This window comes from Cellulosilyticum sp., from assembly GCF_982396655.1.
This window is the reverse complement of sequence record NZ_CEVXFV010000020.1, coordinates 52,131-68,822: the sequence shown is the minus strand read 5'-3', so window position 1 is coordinate 68,822 and position 16,692 is coordinate 52,131. Positions and strand designations below refer to the sequence as shown.

At 35.1% G+C, this 16,692-nt stretch carries 14 protein-coding genes and 1 riboswitch; of the genes, 13 read left to right on the top strand and 1 reads right to left on the bottom strand.

Features of this window, described 5'->3' with window-relative positions; genetic code table 11:
• Positions 1-197: 197 nt before the first annotated feature.
• The 12 genes from AC1VAQ_RS10465 to AC1VAQ_RS10410 all read left to right on the top strand — a co-directional run bounded on the left by AC1VAQ_RS10465 (position 198) and on the right by AC1VAQ_RS10410 (position 12,689).
• Positions 198-707, top strand: a complete 510-nt coding sequence (locus AC1VAQ_RS10465) for an O-acetyl-ADP-ribose deacetylase (protein ID WP_302598737.1) — start codon at positions 198-200, stop codon at positions 705-707.
• Positions 708-985: 278 nt separating this feature from the next.
• Positions 986-2,041: a sulfate ABC transporter substrate-binding protein gene (locus tag AC1VAQ_RS10460; RefSeq protein ID WP_302598738.1), complete on the top strand. Its 1,056-nt coding sequence runs from the start codon at positions 986-988 to the stop codon at positions 2,039-2,041.
• Positions 2,042-2,051: 10 nt separating this feature from the next.
• Positions 2,052-2,876: a sulfate ABC transporter permease subunit CysT gene (cysT, locus tag AC1VAQ_RS10455; RefSeq protein ID WP_302598739.1), complete on the top strand. Its 825-nt coding sequence runs from the start codon at positions 2,052-2,054 to the stop codon at positions 2,874-2,876.
• A gap of 5 nt (positions 2,877-2,881) precedes the next feature.
• Positions 2,882-3,760 carry a sulfate ABC transporter permease subunit CysW gene (gene cysW / locus AC1VAQ_RS10450; protein WP_330697589.1) on the top strand — a complete coding sequence of 293 codons (879 nt, stop codon included), beginning with the start codon at positions 2,882-2,884 and terminating at the stop codon, positions 3,758-3,760.
• A 3-nt stretch (positions 3,761-3,763) separates the two neighbouring features.
• Positions 3,764-4,825, top strand: a complete 1,062-nt coding sequence (locus AC1VAQ_RS10445; RefSeq protein WP_302598740.1) for an ABC transporter ATP-binding protein — start codon at positions 3,764-3,766, stop codon at positions 4,823-4,825.
• Between the two features lie 23 nt (positions 4,826-4,848).
• A complete protein-coding gene (locus tag AC1VAQ_RS10440) occupies positions 4,849-6,552 on the top strand; it encodes an adenylyl-sulfate reductase subunit alpha (protein WP_479903875.1) in 1,704 nt (567 codons plus the stop codon).
• The gene (locus AC1VAQ_RS10435) at positions 6,533-6,847 is read left to right on the top strand and encodes a 4Fe-4S dicluster domain-containing protein (protein WP_302598742.1); all 315 of its coding nucleotides are present in this window, start codon (positions 6,533-6,535) and stop codon (positions 6,845-6,847) included. The genes AC1VAQ_RS10440 and AC1VAQ_RS10435 overlap by 20 nt, the downstream gene beginning before the upstream one ends.
• A 12-nt stretch (positions 6,848-6,859) precedes the next feature.
• A complete protein-coding gene (gene cysD / locus AC1VAQ_RS10430) occupies positions 6,860-7,660 on the top strand; it encodes a sulfate adenylyltransferase subunit CysD (RefSeq protein WP_302598744.1) in 801 nt (266 codons plus the stop codon).
• A 63-nt stretch (positions 7,661-7,723) separates the two neighbouring features.
• A complete protein-coding gene (locus AC1VAQ_RS10425; RefSeq protein ID WP_479903874.1) occupies positions 7,724-9,475 on the top strand; it encodes a sulfate adenylyltransferase subunit 1 in 1,752 nt (583 codons plus the stop codon).
• A gap of 46 nt (positions 9,476-9,521) precedes the next feature.
• Positions 9,522-11,066 carry a nitrite/sulfite reductase gene (locus tag AC1VAQ_RS10420; protein ID WP_303243917.1) on the top strand — a complete coding sequence of 515 codons (1,545 nt, stop codon included), beginning with the start codon at positions 9,522-9,524 and terminating at the stop codon, positions 11,064-11,066.
• A gap of 115 nt (positions 11,067-11,181) precedes the next feature.
• Positions 11,182-11,343: a hypothetical protein gene (locus tag AC1VAQ_RS10415; RefSeq protein WP_302598750.1), complete on the top strand. Its 162-nt coding sequence runs from the start codon at positions 11,182-11,184 to the stop codon at positions 11,341-11,343.
• Positions 11,344-11,377: 34 nt separating this feature from the next.
• A riboswitch (Fluoride riboswitch) is annotated at positions 11,378-11,460 on the top strand.
• A 50-nt stretch (positions 11,461-11,510) separates the two neighbouring features.
• A complete protein-coding gene (locus AC1VAQ_RS10410) occupies positions 11,511-12,689 on the top strand; it encodes a cation:proton antiporter (RefSeq protein ID WP_302598752.1) in 1,179 nt (392 codons plus the stop codon).
• A gap of 8 nt (positions 12,690-12,697) precedes the next feature.
• Here the strand turns inward: AC1VAQ_RS10410 and AC1VAQ_RS10405 are convergent, their stop codons facing one another.
• The gene (locus AC1VAQ_RS10405; protein ID WP_302598753.1) at positions 12,698-13,882 is read right to left on the bottom strand and encodes a chloride channel protein; all 1,185 of its coding nucleotides are present in this window, start codon (positions 13,880-13,882) and stop codon (positions 12,698-12,700) included.
• A 526-nt stretch (positions 13,883-14,408) separates the two neighbouring features.
• On the opposite strand from AC1VAQ_RS10405, the gene AC1VAQ_RS10400 reads away from it, so the two are divergent.
• Positions 14,409-16,613, top strand: coding sequence for a PTS sugar transporter subunit IIABC (locus AC1VAQ_RS10400; RefSeq protein ID WP_302598754.1), 2,205 nt, complete (start codon positions 14,409-14,411; stop codon positions 16,611-16,613).
• The last annotated feature ends 79 nt before the right edge of the window (positions 16,614-16,692 follow it).

Below are 16,692 nucleotides of genomic sequence, written 5' to 3'. Positions count from 1 at the left end.
ACGGTGGTGTGAGAGGTCGGATAATCAATTAATGGTTATCCTCCTACTCGATTGCCATTTTATACATGTGCAAGCAGTGCTAAAAGAATAAAGACAAGCATAAAATAAAACACGTGTAAGGTGTATTTGAATAACAGGCTATATACCAAAGGGTATGAAATAAACAAGGCGTTCAATAAGAAGGAGGAAAGATATTTATGATTCGGACATTATCGGGAGATATTACAAAAATCAAAAATGTAGAAGCTATTGTAAATGCGGCGAATATAACGTTGTTAGGAGGCGGTGGTGTAGATGGCGCTATTCATAGGGCAGCAGGGCCACAACTTTTATTAGAATGTTTAAAGTTAAAAGGATGTAAAGTAGGTGAAGCTAAAATCACAAGGGCATATCGTTTGCCGTGTGAATATATTATTCATACAGTAGGTCCTAAATGGCATGGAGGGCAATATGGTGAGCAGGATCAACTTATAGCCTGTTATTATAATACATTAACTGTGGCACAGAAAAATGGTATTAGGCGACTTGCTTTTCCATCTATTGCTACGGGTGTTTATCGATATCCTGCAAGTGAAGCAGCTAAAGTTGCCATTAATACGATTAAGCAATACATGCATATCCATAAAAATGCTATAGAAGAAGTTTATTTTGTGTTTATGGATGAATCTACAAGAGAGGCATATGATCAAGTTTTAGAAAGTAGATAAAACAGAAATAAATCAATATTTATAAATTTTCGTAAATAAAAACCATGCATAATACTAGGTATATTATTCTAGTATTATGCATGGTTTTTGTTTGTTCATACAGTATAGAATAAACACTTTAGTTGAGCTTTAGGAAAATGATTTTTTAAATACTGGCAATATTATAAAATATATTGACAATTATTAAAAAATATAATAAAGTATAAAACATATTAAAACGCAAAGCATATTAATCCTATGTGTTAACTTGGGATTATAAATAGATAAGGGGGGATAAAATGATAAGACGAAATTTATCTTTTAAATTAAAATTAGGATTGAAATATATTATGGTAGGTGCATTAGGCTTAGGTGTACTAGTGGGATGCGGTGAATCAACAAATCATGCAGACAATCAAAGTGTAGAACTTTTAAATGTGTCGTATGATCCAACTAGAGAACTTTATACACAAATTAATGAAAGTTTCACAGCATATTGGAAAGAAAAAACAGGTCAAGATATTATCATTAATCAATCACATGGTGGCTCAGGCAAGCAAGCAAGAGGTGTCATTGAAGGTTTAGAAGCTGATGTAGTGACCTTAGCTTTAGGCTATGATATTGATGCAATTAGTGCAGCAGGACTTATTGATGACAATTGGCAAAGTGAATTTGAAGGAAGTAGTTCACCATATACTTCAACTATTGTTTTCTTAGTCAGAAAGGGAAATCCAAAGCAGATTAAAGATTGGAATGACTTAATAAGGGAAGATGTAGCTGTAGTCACACCAAATCCTAAAACATCAGGCGGTGCAAGATGGAATTATCTAGCAGCATGGGCTTATGCCTTAGAACAAAATAATAATGATGAAACAGCAGCTCAGGATTTTGTAAAAGCTTTATATGAGAATGTAGATGTTTTAGATTCTGGTGCAAGAGGAGCAACGACGACATTTGTGGAAAATGGCATAGGAGATGTATTAATTGCATGGGAAAATGAAGCTTTTTTAACTTTACAAGAGCGCGGTGATGATGCTTTTGAAATTGTTGTACCTTCTATGAGCATTTTAGCTCAGCCGCCAGTAGCTATTGTAGATGAGGTAGTTGATGACAAAGGAACACGAGAAGTTACAACAGCTTATTTAAATTATTTATATACCCCAGAGGGGCAAGAGATTATTGCTAAAAATTATTATCGTCCAATTAATGAGGAAATTGCTAAGAAGTACGCAGATACTTTTCCAAGTTTAAAACTAGTGACAGTAGATGAGGTGTTTGGTGGATGGCAAAATGCACAAAAGACACATTTTGCAGATGGTGGAATTTTTGATGCAATTTATGGTGTTAATGAGTAAGGAGGCAGCGATGAAAAAGAAGAAATATGTTATTCCTGGGTTTAAGCTTACAATGGGCATTACCATTATTTATTTAAGTTTACTCGTACTGATTCCTTTAAGTACCTTACTCCTTCAAAGTATGGGAATGGGATTTAATCAGTTTGTAGAGGTAGTAAGTAGTAAACGTGCCATAGCAAGTTATGGCATTAGCTTTGGATGTGCTTTTAAAGCAGCGTTTATAAATGGTGTATTTGGTCTTATATTAGCTTGGACTTTAGTGAAGTATGACTTTCCTTTTAAAAGACTTTTAGATGGTTGTATTGATTTACCTTTTGCTTTACCTACAGCAGTAGCAGGGATTGCACTTACGACGTTGTATTCTGAAAATGGTTGGATTGGCAAAGTACTATATGGTTTAGGTATAGAAAGTGCCTTTTCTACTTTTGGTATTACAATTGCATTAGTTTTTACAGGTATTCCTTTTGTTGTAAGGGCTGTGCAACCTGTACTTGAAAGTTTAGATAGTCAGTATGAAGAAGCAGCAACAATGTTAGGAGCAAATGGTTTTACAACTTTTAGACGTGTGATTTTGCCAGAGATTATGGCACCACTTTTAACAGGTTTTTCATTAGCTTTTGCTAGAGCATTAGGCGAATATGGCAGTGTGGTTTTCATCGCAGGAAATATGCCAATGAAAACAGAGATTGCACCACTTCTAATCATGTCAAAGCTAGAACAATATGACTATGAAGGGGCCACAGCATTGTCAATTGTTATGTTGGTCTTTTCCTTCATAATGTTATTTATCATTAACTTAATTCAAAAGCATAATAACAAAGTGATAAGGGGGTAGAAGACATGAAAGATATAGGAATAGAAGGTTTAGACATTAAGACTCACTATGGAGAAAGTATATATGATAAAAAGAAACATATCAAAAAGAATATGTCACGTATTATTTTGATTACAATCAGTGTTGTATTCTTAGTGATTATGTTAGGTTTTCCACTTTGTGTAATTATAAGTGAAGCATTAAGAAAAGGTATAGGGGAATATGCTAAGGCAATTACGGATAGTGCAGCGTTATCCGCACTTAAATTAACCTTACTCGCTACAGTTATAGCCACTACTTTAAACACCATATTTGGTCTAGTGATGGCATGGAGTATTACAAAGTTTCAATTTAAAGGTAAAAATATTTTGCTAACCTTCTTAGATTTACCGTTTGCAATTTCACCTATTATAGCTGGTTTAGTGTTTATTTTAACTTTTGGAAGGACGGGGCTTTTTAGCAGCCTCTTGCAAGCTGCACATATTAAAATTATTTTTGCAGTACCAGGGATTATATTAGCTACGATTTTTGTAACCTTTCCATTTGTAGCAAGAGAAATCATTCCTTTAATGCAGGCCCAAGGAACAGATGAAGAAGAAGCCGCGGCTTTACTTGGTGCAAAGGGACTTACGATTTTTAGAAAGGTTACTTTACCAAATATAAAATGGGGACTTTTGTATGGCGTCATCTTATGTGCGGCAAGAGCTATGGGTGAGTTTGGAGCCGTATCAGTTGTTTCAGGACATATTAGAGGAAAAACAAATACATTACCTTTGCATATTGAGATTTTATATAACGAATATGCTTATACAGCAGCTTTTGCAGTTGCATCTGTTTTAGTTGTATTAGCAGTAATCATTTTAATACTTCGTAACATTGTAGAAACAAGAGGAAAGAGAGGATAAGACATGTATGTTACAGTCAATAACTTAAATAAAAGCTATAGGGACTTTAAGGCATCTCATAATGTGAACTTTAAGATTGAAAAAGGGGAAATAGTCGCTTTGCTAGGACCAAGTGGTAGTGGTAAAACAACGATTTTACGCATGCTCGCGGGACTTGAAACACCAGACACAGGTGATATTTATATAGAGGGAAAAAGGATCAATGATGTGCCAGCAGGAAAACGTGAAATTGGCTTCTTATTTCAAAATTATGCTTTATTTCGTCATATGACCATTTATGAAAATATTGCTTTTGGTTTAAGGGTACAAAGGGTAAATCCTAAAGAAATTGATAAAAGAGTCAAGGAACTTATTGCACTTATTGGATTAGGAGGGCTAGAGAAACGCTATCCTCATCAACTTTCAGGCGGACAAAGACAAAGGGTAGCTTTTGCAAGAGCAATTGCCCCAAGGCCACACCTTTTATTATTAGATGAACCTTTTGCAGCGATTGATGCTAAAGTGAGAAAGGAATTACGTACTTGGCTTAAGGAAATGGTGAAGCAATTAAATATTACCAGTATCTTTGTAACCCATGATCAAGATGAAGCGGTGGAAGTGGCAGATACCATTATTGTTACTAATAAAGGACAAATCGAACAAATCGGTAGCCCGTTAGCTATTTATAAATCGCCTAAAACACCCTTCGTGGCACAGTTTATAGGAGAATCTACATTGCTGTCAAATTATGAATGCTTAAAAGGATTTGGTGAGGTGAAGCCTGGTATGGAAGCGGTTATTCGTCCCGAGTTTGTAGAGATTACAAAGTTAGATGAGCCAATCGTCAGTGAATCAGCAGCTGAAATGGGTACAGTAAAGGCAATTATATTTAGGGGCAGTAATTTAGAAGTACAGATTGCAATAGGTAATCTAGAAGTCATCGGCTATAGAAGTTTAGAAAAAACACCTGTTCAAGTAGGAGAACAAGTACATGCTTTGATTCATCGCCTATATTTATTGGATGGTGAAAAAACAACAGTAGTTGAAAATGAGTATAAACAGGATCGTATGCCAGTTTATATTTAGTATTAAGAAAAAGAGGTGGGAAAATGGAAAGACAAACGATACAAACAGATGTACTCATTATAGGTGGCGGGACGGCAGGCTGTTATGCTGCATTAACACTTTCTGAGCAAAGCAATCTAGAAACTATCATTTTAGAAAAAGCCCATATTGTAAGAAGTGGCTGCTTAGCCGCTGGTGTAAATGCTTTAAATGCCTATATTGTACCAGGTAAAACACCAGAAGATTATGTAGCTTATGCTAGAAAAGACGCAGCAGATATTGTAAGAGAAGACTTACTACTCTCTATGGCACAAAGGCTTAATAAGGTAACAAGGCGCCTTGAAGAATTAGGTCTTGTAATCTTAAAAGATAAAGCAGGCAATTACGTGACGAGAGGTAATCGTAACATTAAGATTAATGGTGAAAACATTAAGCCCATTTTAGCAAAAGCTGTAGAGAAGAGTCCTAGAGTGAAGGTTTATGAAGAAGTAAGTGCCATTGATTATATTGTAGAAGATGGCAAGGTAGTTGGCGTATATGCTATTGGCGCAGAAAAGTCTATTTTTTATACCATTTATGCAAAAGCAGTTATTTGCACCACAGGTGGCGCTTCAGGGATTTATAAACCTAATAACCCAGGTTTTTCAAAACATAAGATGTGGTATAGTCCATTTAATACAGGTGCTGGTTATGCCATGGGGATTCGTGCAGGAGCAGAGATGACCACCTTTGAAATGCGTTTTATTGCTTTAAGATGTAAAGATACAATTTCACCTACAGGAACAATTGCCCAAGGTGTAGGGGCAAAACAAATTAACAGTTTAGGAGAAGTATATGAACAGAAGTATGGCTTAACAACTTCAGAACGTGTTTATGGTACTGTTTCGGAAAATAAAGCAGGGCGTGGGCCTTGTTACTTACAAACAAAAGGTATTAATAAAGAAGAGGAACAATCTCTTTTAAAAGCGTACTTGAATATGTCACCTGCTCAAACATTAAAGTGGTTAGAAAATGACAAAGGCCCCAGTGAAGTTAATGTAGAAATAGAAGGAACAGAGCCTTATATAGTAGGTGGTCATACAGCCAGTGGTTACTGGGTAGATAATGAACGTCGTACCACATTAAAAGGTCTATATGCTGCAGGAGATGTAGCAGGGGGCTGCCCTCAAAAATATGTAACGGGCGCTTTAGTAGAAGGTGAAATTGCAGCGGAATCAGTTATTGCAGATTTGAATAAAGCAAATCAACTAGATAATGACTTAGAAGCATTACAACTTAAAAATAAGTTGTTAGCTACTAAGAAGTATGAAGAGGTACAGTCTTATCTAAGAGGGCAAAAAGGCATTTATAGTATCACACAAATTGAAGAAGCGATGCAAAAGGTGATGGATACTTATGCGGGTGGCATTGCGACACATTATGAATACAATGAGGCAAAACTACAGGTAGCACAAACAGAAATAGAAAATTTGACGAAGTTAAGTGAGCAGCTTTATGCAAAAGACCCTTATGAGTTGATGCAGCTGTATGAACTTAAAGAACGCCTAGAGGTAGCGACAGTGGTTATTGCCCACTTACGTGCAAGAAAGGAAACAAGATGGCATAGTTTTGCAGAAAACAAAGATTATCCCAATCAAAGTGATGCGTTCTTAAAATATGTCAATTCTAAAAAGGTGAATGGACAAATTCAAATCATTTATAGAGACTTGGTGAAAAAGGGGGAGACTTATGAGCATTATCATTCATAAAAACAAATGTACAGGATGTGGGAAATGCCGTAAGGTATGTCCGGGTAATTTACTGATAGCAGATGAAAATCATCGTACTAAAATTAGATGCCCAGAAGCTTGCTGGGGTTGTACATCTTGCCTAAAGGCTTGCGAATACGAAGCGATTGCTTATTTTCTAGGTGCAGATATAGGGGGGAAGGGAAGTCTAATGACTGTTAGTGATGGAGAAAATGAATTACACTGGCAAATTACAAGTCCAGATGGAAAGAAACAAGAAATTATAACCAATAAAAAAAGTGCAAATGCATATTAGGAGGGATTTAAAATGGATCACTTAGATCGTTTAGAGGCACAAAGTATATTTATATTAAGAGAAGCTTATAAGAAACTGGGAAAATTAGGAATGTTATGGTCGATTGGTAAAGACTCGACTGTATTATTATGGTTAGCTAAAAAAGCTTTTTATGGACATTGCCCATTTCCGTTTATTCATGTAGATACAACTTATAAGATTCCGGAGATGATTGCTTATCGTGACCGTGTTGCAAAGGAAATGAATTTAGATTTAATTGTACACACCAATCAAGAAGCTATTGATGCAGGTATGGGACCAGATAAAGGACGATTAGTTTGCTGTAAGGCACTTAAAACAGAAGGTTTACAGCAAGTTGTTCATAACTATGGCTTTGAAGGTTTAATTGTAGGTGTAAGACGTGATGAAGAAGGTTCTCGTTCAAAGGAACGCGTCTTTAGTGAAAGAAATGCCAATGATGAATGGGATTATACGAATCAACCCCCAGAACTTTGGGATCAATTTAAAACAGATTTTCCAAAAGGTAATCACATTCGTGTACATCCATTACTTCATTGGAATGAAATTGATATTTGGGAATATATCAAACGTGAAAATATCCCTATTATAGATTTATATTTTGCAAAAGAAGGCAAACGTTATCGTAGCTTAGGGTGTGCACCATGTACTGGAAAAGTTGAATCTGATGCCACAACGATTGAAGATATTATTAATGAATTAATGGTTACGACAACAAGTGAACGTGCAGGACGTGCGCAAGACCAAGAAGATGCCTATGCAATGCAAAAATTACGTAAAGATGGTTATATGTAAAATGAAATCTAATAAGTAGCAGCGTACAATAAATGGAAATGATAAGAATAGGGGGCATAATTAATGGAAGAAAATATCAAGGTAAAACAAATTATACAAGAAGAAAAAATAGCAGCTTTAAAAGATGTTTTAAAAATAGTTGTTGTAGGTCATGTAGACCATGGTAAATCTACACTTATTGGGCGATTACTTTATGATACGAATTCCCTTCCAGAAGGGGCTATTGACAAGGTAAAACGTATTGCTAAAGAAACAGGTAAACCCTTTGAATATGCGTACCTTCTAGATGCTTTTGAAGAAGAACAAAAACAAGGGATTACGATTGATACGACGCAGCTTCAATTTCGTACCCAGCAAAGAGAATATGTTATTATAGATGCACCAGGACATAAAGAATTCTTAAAAAATATGATTTCAGGTGCAGCTAATGCAGAAGCGGCTCTTTTAATGGTAGATGCTAAAGAAGGGGTACAGGAACAATCAAAACGTCATGCGTATATGCTTTCTTTATTAGGCATTAAAAAGGTTTATGTGATTGTTAACAAAATGGATTTAGTAGACTATCGCCAAGATGTTTTTAAAAAGATAAAATCTGAAATGGGTGCATTTTTAACAGCTTTAAATGTCCATCCATTAGATTATTTACCTGTGTCTGCTTTTGAAGGTGAAAATATTGCAAGACATTCTGATGAAATGCCATGGTATAAAGGTCCTTCGATTATAGAAGCTATTGATCTTATTAAGCATGAGGAAGGGCTTAATCAAAAACCACTACGTTTTCCAATTCAAGATGTTTATAAATTTGATGATAGACGTATTATTGCAGGACGAATTGAAAGTGGTACTTTAAAAGTAGGCGATGAAATTAGTATTTATCCAGAAGGTAAAACTACGCGTGTAAAGGCCTTTGCTTATTGGGTAGAAAAAGATAAAAGAGAAGTGGGTTATGCAGGTGAATCTATAGGGATTATTGTAGAAGATGAATTCTTTAATAAACGAGGCGAAATTATTACCCATAAAGAACATGCACCAATAGTAACAACTAGTTTCCGTGCAAGCCTTTTTTGGATGGGTAAACAGCCTTTAGAGGTAGGTAAAAAATATAAACTTAAACTGGCCACAGAAGAAGTAGAAGTCATTATATCTGAAATTGTAAAAATGATTGATGCCACCAATTTAAATCAGCAGGCTGAAACAAGTAAGCAAATTGCTATGAATGGCGTAGCAGAGGTGATTGTAGAAGCAAAAGAACCCGTTGTAATTGATTTATTTGGAGATAGTCAGGTAACAGGGCGTTTTGTACTTGTAGATGGGTACGATGTAGCAGGTGGTGGTATTGTAACTTCTGCTGAAAATGCAAAAAGTAAATCCCTTGGTTTATTTAAAGCAGGTAATCTAGAGGGGCGCACAGATTTATTTGATGAATTTTATTATAACACTGTAGATTACGAACTTGAGAAAGTGCCTGCAGCTGTCAAAGAATATGGCATTGGAGATACATTGCCACTTGAAGGAGACAGTTATACTTATCCAAAGGACTTTGATTTACTTATTTTAAGAGATCAAGTTGCTGTTTATGTAAGAGAAGGTAAAGTCGCACAAGTGAAAGATATTAAAGTGTATAATTACGAAGGTTATCCTGTCATTAATGGACGTGGATTTGGTATAAAAGTGACATCAGAAACAGAAGTACTTATTTTATTAAGTGATTATCAAAAAATTAAGTATAATGAAACAGAGGTTTCGTTTTCTGAAAAATGGCTAGATATACAAAAATACAGAAAGCTTGCATGGCGTAAGGAAAATGTGGTTTAATGGTAGTGTTGAAAAATATTTCATAAATGAGACAGGAGGTCACTGCATGAGACATTCAGAGATACCCGCAGTCATCCAAAGTGTAGAGAATTACAAAGAAGCAGTAAATCGTGTTTTAAGAGGCGAGGAAGATCTTTTGAAGATTAAACCAGTTATGGGAGGAATGGGCGTTTATCAGCAAAGAGTAAAAGGTACCTTTATGCTAAGGGTGCGTATCCCTTCTGGAGTTTTAAAGCTAGAATGGTTTAAAAGTATATATGAAATTGGTAAAAAAGTCAATATACCACGTTTTCATTTAACTTCTAGACAAGATATTCAGTATCATGGTCTTACTTTAGAGCAAACTATAGAAGTTATGGAAGAACTTTTAGCGGAGGGGTTAGTGACAACAGGAGGAGGTGGTGATAATCCAAGAAATATTGCATGTTCACCACTTTCTGGAATTGAAGAGGGAGAAACTTTTGATGTAACCCCTTATGCTTTAGGGTGCTGTGACTATATCATGAGCATTATTGATACCTTCCATTTACCACGTAAATACAAAATTGCTTTTGCAAACACTGATGCAGATAGCACGAATGCTTCTGCTACAGATTTAGGATTTATGGCAAAATTAGAAGATGGGGAACCTACTTTTAAAGTATTCGTAGGTGGTGGTATTGGTAAAAATCCAAAGCCAGGTATTGTCTTTAAAGAAAGTGTTAAACCAGAAGAGATTATATATATTATACAAGGACTTAAAGAACTATTCGAAGGTTTAGGAGATTATTCAAATCGTAATCTAGCAAGAATTCGTTTTATTGTGGATCGATTAGGCGTGGAACAATTTAAAGTAACTCTAGAAGACTATGTAAATAAGGTAAAAGAAAGAGAAACACTTATATTAAATACAAAACCAGTAGTACATAATAAACAAGGGAAGATAACAAGTTTTACACACGATCGTCTTATTCCTCAAAAGCAAGAAGGACTATACACTGTTAAAGTACAACCATTCGGTGGGTACTTAAAACTTGAAGAAATAGGTCAAATCATAGAGGCCGTTTCTAAAGCACCTGGAGCAAATATACGTCTTACCATGGAACAATCTTTTTATGTTACAGATTTAACAGGAGAGGAAGCGGAAAGACTTATTTATGAGACAGAAACAATAGTTGTGAAAGGCATTATGGAAAAAGTAGTAGGGTGTACAGGGTCTAATACATGTCAAATTGGTCTTACACCTACAGAAGAAGTATTGCATTTAGTGGCTGAACGTTTTAAAGATGTGGCAAAAGAAGAATATGCTATGTTACCAACTGTGCATATTTCAGGGTGCCCAAGTGCCTGTACAGTGCCACAATTAAGTAAAATTGGCCTTTATGGCGGGAAAAAACGTGTGAATGATGTAGCATGTAATGCTTATGCACTTTGTATTAATGGTACAAGAGGGACACATGGAGCCAAGTTGGGTGAAGTAGTAGGACTCATACTATTAGAAGATGTGCCAGAGTTCCTTTATAAACTAGGATGTGATTTAACAGCTAGTAAAGTAGTGTTAGAAAAAGAAGTATTAATTGAAGCTTATAATGAATTATTTATAAAAGCATAAAAATAAATAGGCCATAAAAATTTATAATAAATTCATGTTAGGGGAGTATATATAGAGTTAATATGAGAGTGTTATAAAGTAGTCTCAAAAGTCTAGGATAAAGGGGAAATATACTATGATATTTGTTGTAATGATATGGTTTTTAATGGGTTTTATCTGTTATAAGCTTGCAGCAAAGAAGGGACTTAATAAGGGAATATGGACTATGTTGGGGGTGTTATTTGGCATATTTACGATGCTAATCGAAATTTTAATGCCAGCAAAAGATGAAAGTTAAGGTTTGCAATTTAGGAGAAGTATGCTAAACTGATATTAGTAAAGGGAATGAAGTACTCCCTAAGATGCCTTTAAGGCTACTTAAACCGCTTATTAAGCTAATGACTTCTGTGATTTCACAGGGTTATTGGCTTTTTTTGCGTGGATTATATATTAAGGAGGAAAAATATGTTAACGAGTTTAGCACTTATATTTTTATTAGGATTAGTTTTAGGTGGGATTTTTACTAGATTTAAATTACCTAGTTTATTAGGAATGATTTTTACAGGGGTAATACTAAGTCCATATGCGCTTAATTTATTGGATGATAAATTATTAGCAATAGCACCTGAGCTACGACAAATTGCACTAGTTATTATTCTTACGAGAGCAGGACTCTCATTAGATATCAGCGATTTAAAAAAGGTAGGTAGACCTGCAATCTTAATGTGCTTTGTACCAGCCTGTTTTGAGATTTTAGGTGTTATATTAATTGGCACATTTATTTTTAATATGAATTTATTAGATGCAGCTATTATGGGAAGTGTCATTGCGGCAGTTTCACCAGCAGTTATTGTACCAAGGATGATTCGCCTTATAGAAGAAGGTTATGGTAAAGACAAGAGTATCCCACAACTCATTTTAGCAGGTGCTTCAGTGGATGATGTTTTTGTTATCGTTCTATTTACTGCATTTACAGGGCTTGCAGCAGGAAATCGTATATCAGCGGGTAGTTTTATTCAAATTCCTATTGCAATTTTACTGGGCATTTTATTAGGAATTATGAGTGGCGGCATATTAACGCTATTCTTTAAAAAGATACATATGCGAGATTCTGTAAAGATTTTGGTAATCTTAAGTGTATCATTTTTATTATTAGAAATAGAAACAAGGCTTGAAGGCATTATACCAGTGTCAGGTTTATTGGCAATTATGAGTATGGGTATTATGCTCAAACGCACATATAATGTATTAGCGCAGCGTATAAGTATGAAATATAATAAACTTTGGGTAGCAGCAGAGGTACTACTTTTTGTACTAGTAGGTGCAACAGTAGATATTAATTATGCGCTTATGGCAGGTGGCAAGGCACTAGTAATTGTTATAGGCGCCTTGTTGATTCGTATGGTAGGTGTTTTTGTATGTTTACTAAAAACAAAGCTAACTACACGAGAACGTCTTTTTTGTATGATGGCTTATACACCTAAGGCAACAGTACAAGCAGCTATAGGAAGCATTCCATTAACAATGGGCCTTGAATGTGGACAAACAGTCTTAACTGTAGCAGTAGTTGCCATTTTAATAACAGCACCATTTGGTGCAATTTGCGTAGATAATAGTTATAGAAAACTACTCAGCAAAAGTTAAAAAGATAATTAATCAATCCAGAGTTGTGTACTATAAATACCTTTTCGACCAGAAATAAAAATACTAAGCATACAAACAAGCATGGCAAAAATTAAGTTGTGTGGTCCAAAAAGTTCGAGATAAAGGATGAAAGAAGCAATAGGCGCATTAGTTGCACCAGCGAAGACACCAACTAATCCTAGAGCTGCAAGTGCAGTTGCTGGTAGATGAAATAAGAGAGCGAAGTTAGCACCTAATGTAGCACCCACTACAAATAAAGGGGTTACTTCACCCCCTTGATAACCAGAAGCTAAACAAAGTGTGGTAAGGAGTAGTTTGATGATGAAGGCCCCAAATGGTGCTTTCCCTGTAAAAGCCATCTGTAAAAGTTGTAAGCTTAGGTTGTTATAAAGGCGTGTGTTTAAACAAAGAGTGGCGATTACCATAAGGTTTCCGCCTATAAATATTTTGAGATAAAGATTAGAAAAGTATTTGTTAAGTAGTATCTTGAAGTAATGCGTAAAGAAAACAAAGGCATAACTAGCTAGACCAAAGGCAATGCCAGCGATAATTATAAATAAAATGTTTGAAAGACTGAGGTCAGGTGGTTGTGGGAAAGACGTATGATGTACACCTAAAATACGGACAATAAGATCACTGGTAACAGCTGATGTTAACGAAGGTAACATGGCATTATAACTTAGTATACCAATGGCTGCAATTTCAATTGCAAATAAGGTACCCGCTAAGGGGGTACCAAAGACGGCAGAAAATCCAGCTGCTACGCCGCTTATAAGTAGAATTTTGCGTTCGTAATCACTAAGATGAAAAATTTTACCAATCCAAAAGCCTAAAACACCACCAATTTGAACACCTGAACCTTCTCGGCCCACAGAACCACCAAACAAATGGGTTAGAATAGTGCCCAAGAAAACAAGGGGGGCCATACTAAAAGGAATTTTACACTTTGAAAAATTTTTCTCGTTAATGGTTGCTATAATTAGGTTATTACCTTGAGATGTAGTGGGATGACAATTATAGAGCAAACACATAAGCATTCCAGAAAAGGGTAATATGAAAATAAGCCCTTTATAGGTTAGATTAAGTGAAATAGCAGTCATTAAAAGAGTTAAAAAGACATAAATTGCAAGGCCGGATAAAAGACCAATAAGTATTGAAATTAAAATGAGTTTAATAATTTGCCAATGCTTCAAGGTAGCTCCTCCTAAAGAGTATTCCATAGTAATATGCACAAAATGTCTAAAAACAAGTCTATTTTTATAAAAACAATTAAAAAAACAATGAATAGCTCAAAGTTATAGCTGTGAAAACTATAACTTTGAGCTATTAAAATGAATAAAAATATAAAAATAATTCATAATAAATATTGAAAAGACGTGTGATTATATAAAAAAATAAAATTTTAAACAATCTCATATTATTTTGTTAAAATTAACTAATTTATGGTAGCACTTTTAGGCTATTATAATGTATAAAAAAATGAAAAATATAAAATAATACAAGAGCAATAAATAAATAAAATGAGTAAAATACGTTGAATAAATTCAAATCAATCGTGAAATATAATAAAGAGAGATGAAAAAAATATACAAAATAAACAAAAAGGAGAAAAGATAAGTGCAGAATGTTGACATAAACTGTGGAACCGGTTACACTATTACATGAGGTTTTTACAGATGTTAGAAAGCTGTAAAGATTTTTAACTTTAAGGAGGAAATTATGAAAGACAAGAAAGTATTTAGTAATCTATTTGGTCTTTTACAACGTGTTGGTAAAGCGTTTATGTTACCAATTGCTCTTTTACCAGCAGCAGGTATTCTGCTTGGTGTAGGTGGCGCGTTTTTAAGTATTGCCAAATTAGATAATCCCCCAGCTATTTACGAGGGATTAATTCAATTTATTAACATTCCAGCTGTAACAGCTGTTTTAACTGTAATGAATGAAGTAGGAAATGTTGTATTTGGTAACTTACCATTACTCTTTGCTATTGGTATTGCAGTAGGTCTTGCAAAATCAGATAAAGGAACAGCTGGTCTTGCAGGGGCAGTTGGATTCTTAATCATGCATACAGCAATTTCAACAATGCTTGCACTTGGTGCAACATCACTTGGTGTTGTAACACCAGATAACATTCCATCAGAGTATAGTGCATATGTTACAAATACATTAGGGATTTTTACATTAAACCTTTCTGTATTTGGTGGGATGATTGCAGGGATGATTGCAGCAGCACTTCATAACAAATACCACAAAATTCAATTACCACAGATTATCGGTTTCTTTGGGGGCGCACGTTTCGTACCAATCGTAACAGCTTTCACAATGTTAATCGTAGGGGTTATCCTTTCATTTATATGGCCAGTTGTACAAAATGGTATTGCAGTAATTGCAGACTTTGTACAAGGTACAGGTTCTATTGGGGTATTTTTATATGGTCTTATTGAAAGAGCATTAATTCCAGTAGGTTTACACCATGTATTCTATACACCATTCTGGTATACAGGTTTCGTAGAAGCAAACGTTCACTTAGCAAATGGTGCAACAATGATTGTAGATGGTGCAAACACAGCTTACTTTGCACAATTATCTAATATGTCAGCTATTGTTGGTGCAGATGCAGCAACAATGAAAGAACTTGTTAGTGGAACAACTGCTTTTATGGCAGGTAAATTCCCAATGATGATGTTAGGTCTTGGTGGTGCAGCACTTGCAATGTACAAAAATGCACGCCCAGAAAAGAAAAAAATGGTAGGTGGTCTTCTTTTATCAGCAGCACTTACAGCAGCGATTACTGGTATTACAGAACCACTTGAATTCACATTCTTATTCGTAGCACCAGTTCTTTATGCAGCACACTGTGTGATTGCAGGTCTTTCATACATGATTATGGGAATGCTCAATGTATTCATTGGTATGACATTCTCGGGTGGTCTTATTGACTTCACATTATTTGGGCTTCTTCCAGCAGGAGCAGGCGTACAAACAAACTGGATTTATGTATTAATCGTAGGAGTTGTATTCTTTGCAGTTTACTACTTTGTATTTGACTTCTGTATCCGTAAATTCAATCTTAAAACACCAGGCCGTGAAGATGAAGAAGAAGTAACAGCAGATGGCACAAAAACAAGCAACAATCTTGCATTTGCTTATAAAGTACTTGGTTACTTAGGTGGTAAAGAGAATATTACTAACCTTGATGCATGTATCACACGTCTTCGTGTAGGTCTTGTAGATATCAAAAAGGTAAACAAAGAAGCACTTAAAGGTTTAGGTGCAGCAGGTGTTATGGAAGTTGGTGACAACGTTCAAGTTATCTTTGGTGGTAAATCTGATAATATCAAAAATGATATTTTAGATATCACAGAAGGTCGTGTTAAACCAGAAGAATTAGAAAAAGCACTTGCAGAAGATGGTGTTAATGCAGCATCTGCACAAGCAACAAAGGAAGAAGTAAAAATAGAAGCTAAAGGTACAGTAGAAGAACTTTTAGCACCAATTCCAGGAGAGCTTATTGAACTTTCAGAAATTCCAGATCCAGTATTCTCAACAGGTATGATGGGAAGAGGATTTGGTATTGTACCACAAGAAGGTAAAGTAGTTGCTTTAGCAGATGGTGAAATCTTAACAGTATTCCCAACAAAACATGCTATTGCAATGCAAACAACAAAAGGTCACGAAATCTTAATTCACTTTGGTCTTGATACAACACTTCTTAAAGGTGAAGGTTTCACAGCACATGTAGAAGTCGGACAAAAAGTAAAAGCTGGTGATTTACTATTAACAGTAGATACAGAAGCTATTAAAGATAAAGTACCTTCACTTAATACACCAGTTGTATTTACAAACCTTAAAGATGAAGAAGAAATTATTATTCAAAAAGGTCAAGTAAAAGCTGGAGAAAAAGGAAAGATTACAATTAAATAAGTAGTCATTTTTAAAGGGTAGATGATTTTCACGAAAAAGAAAATCATCTACCCTCTTTTATTGTACTTAAATTGTAAAA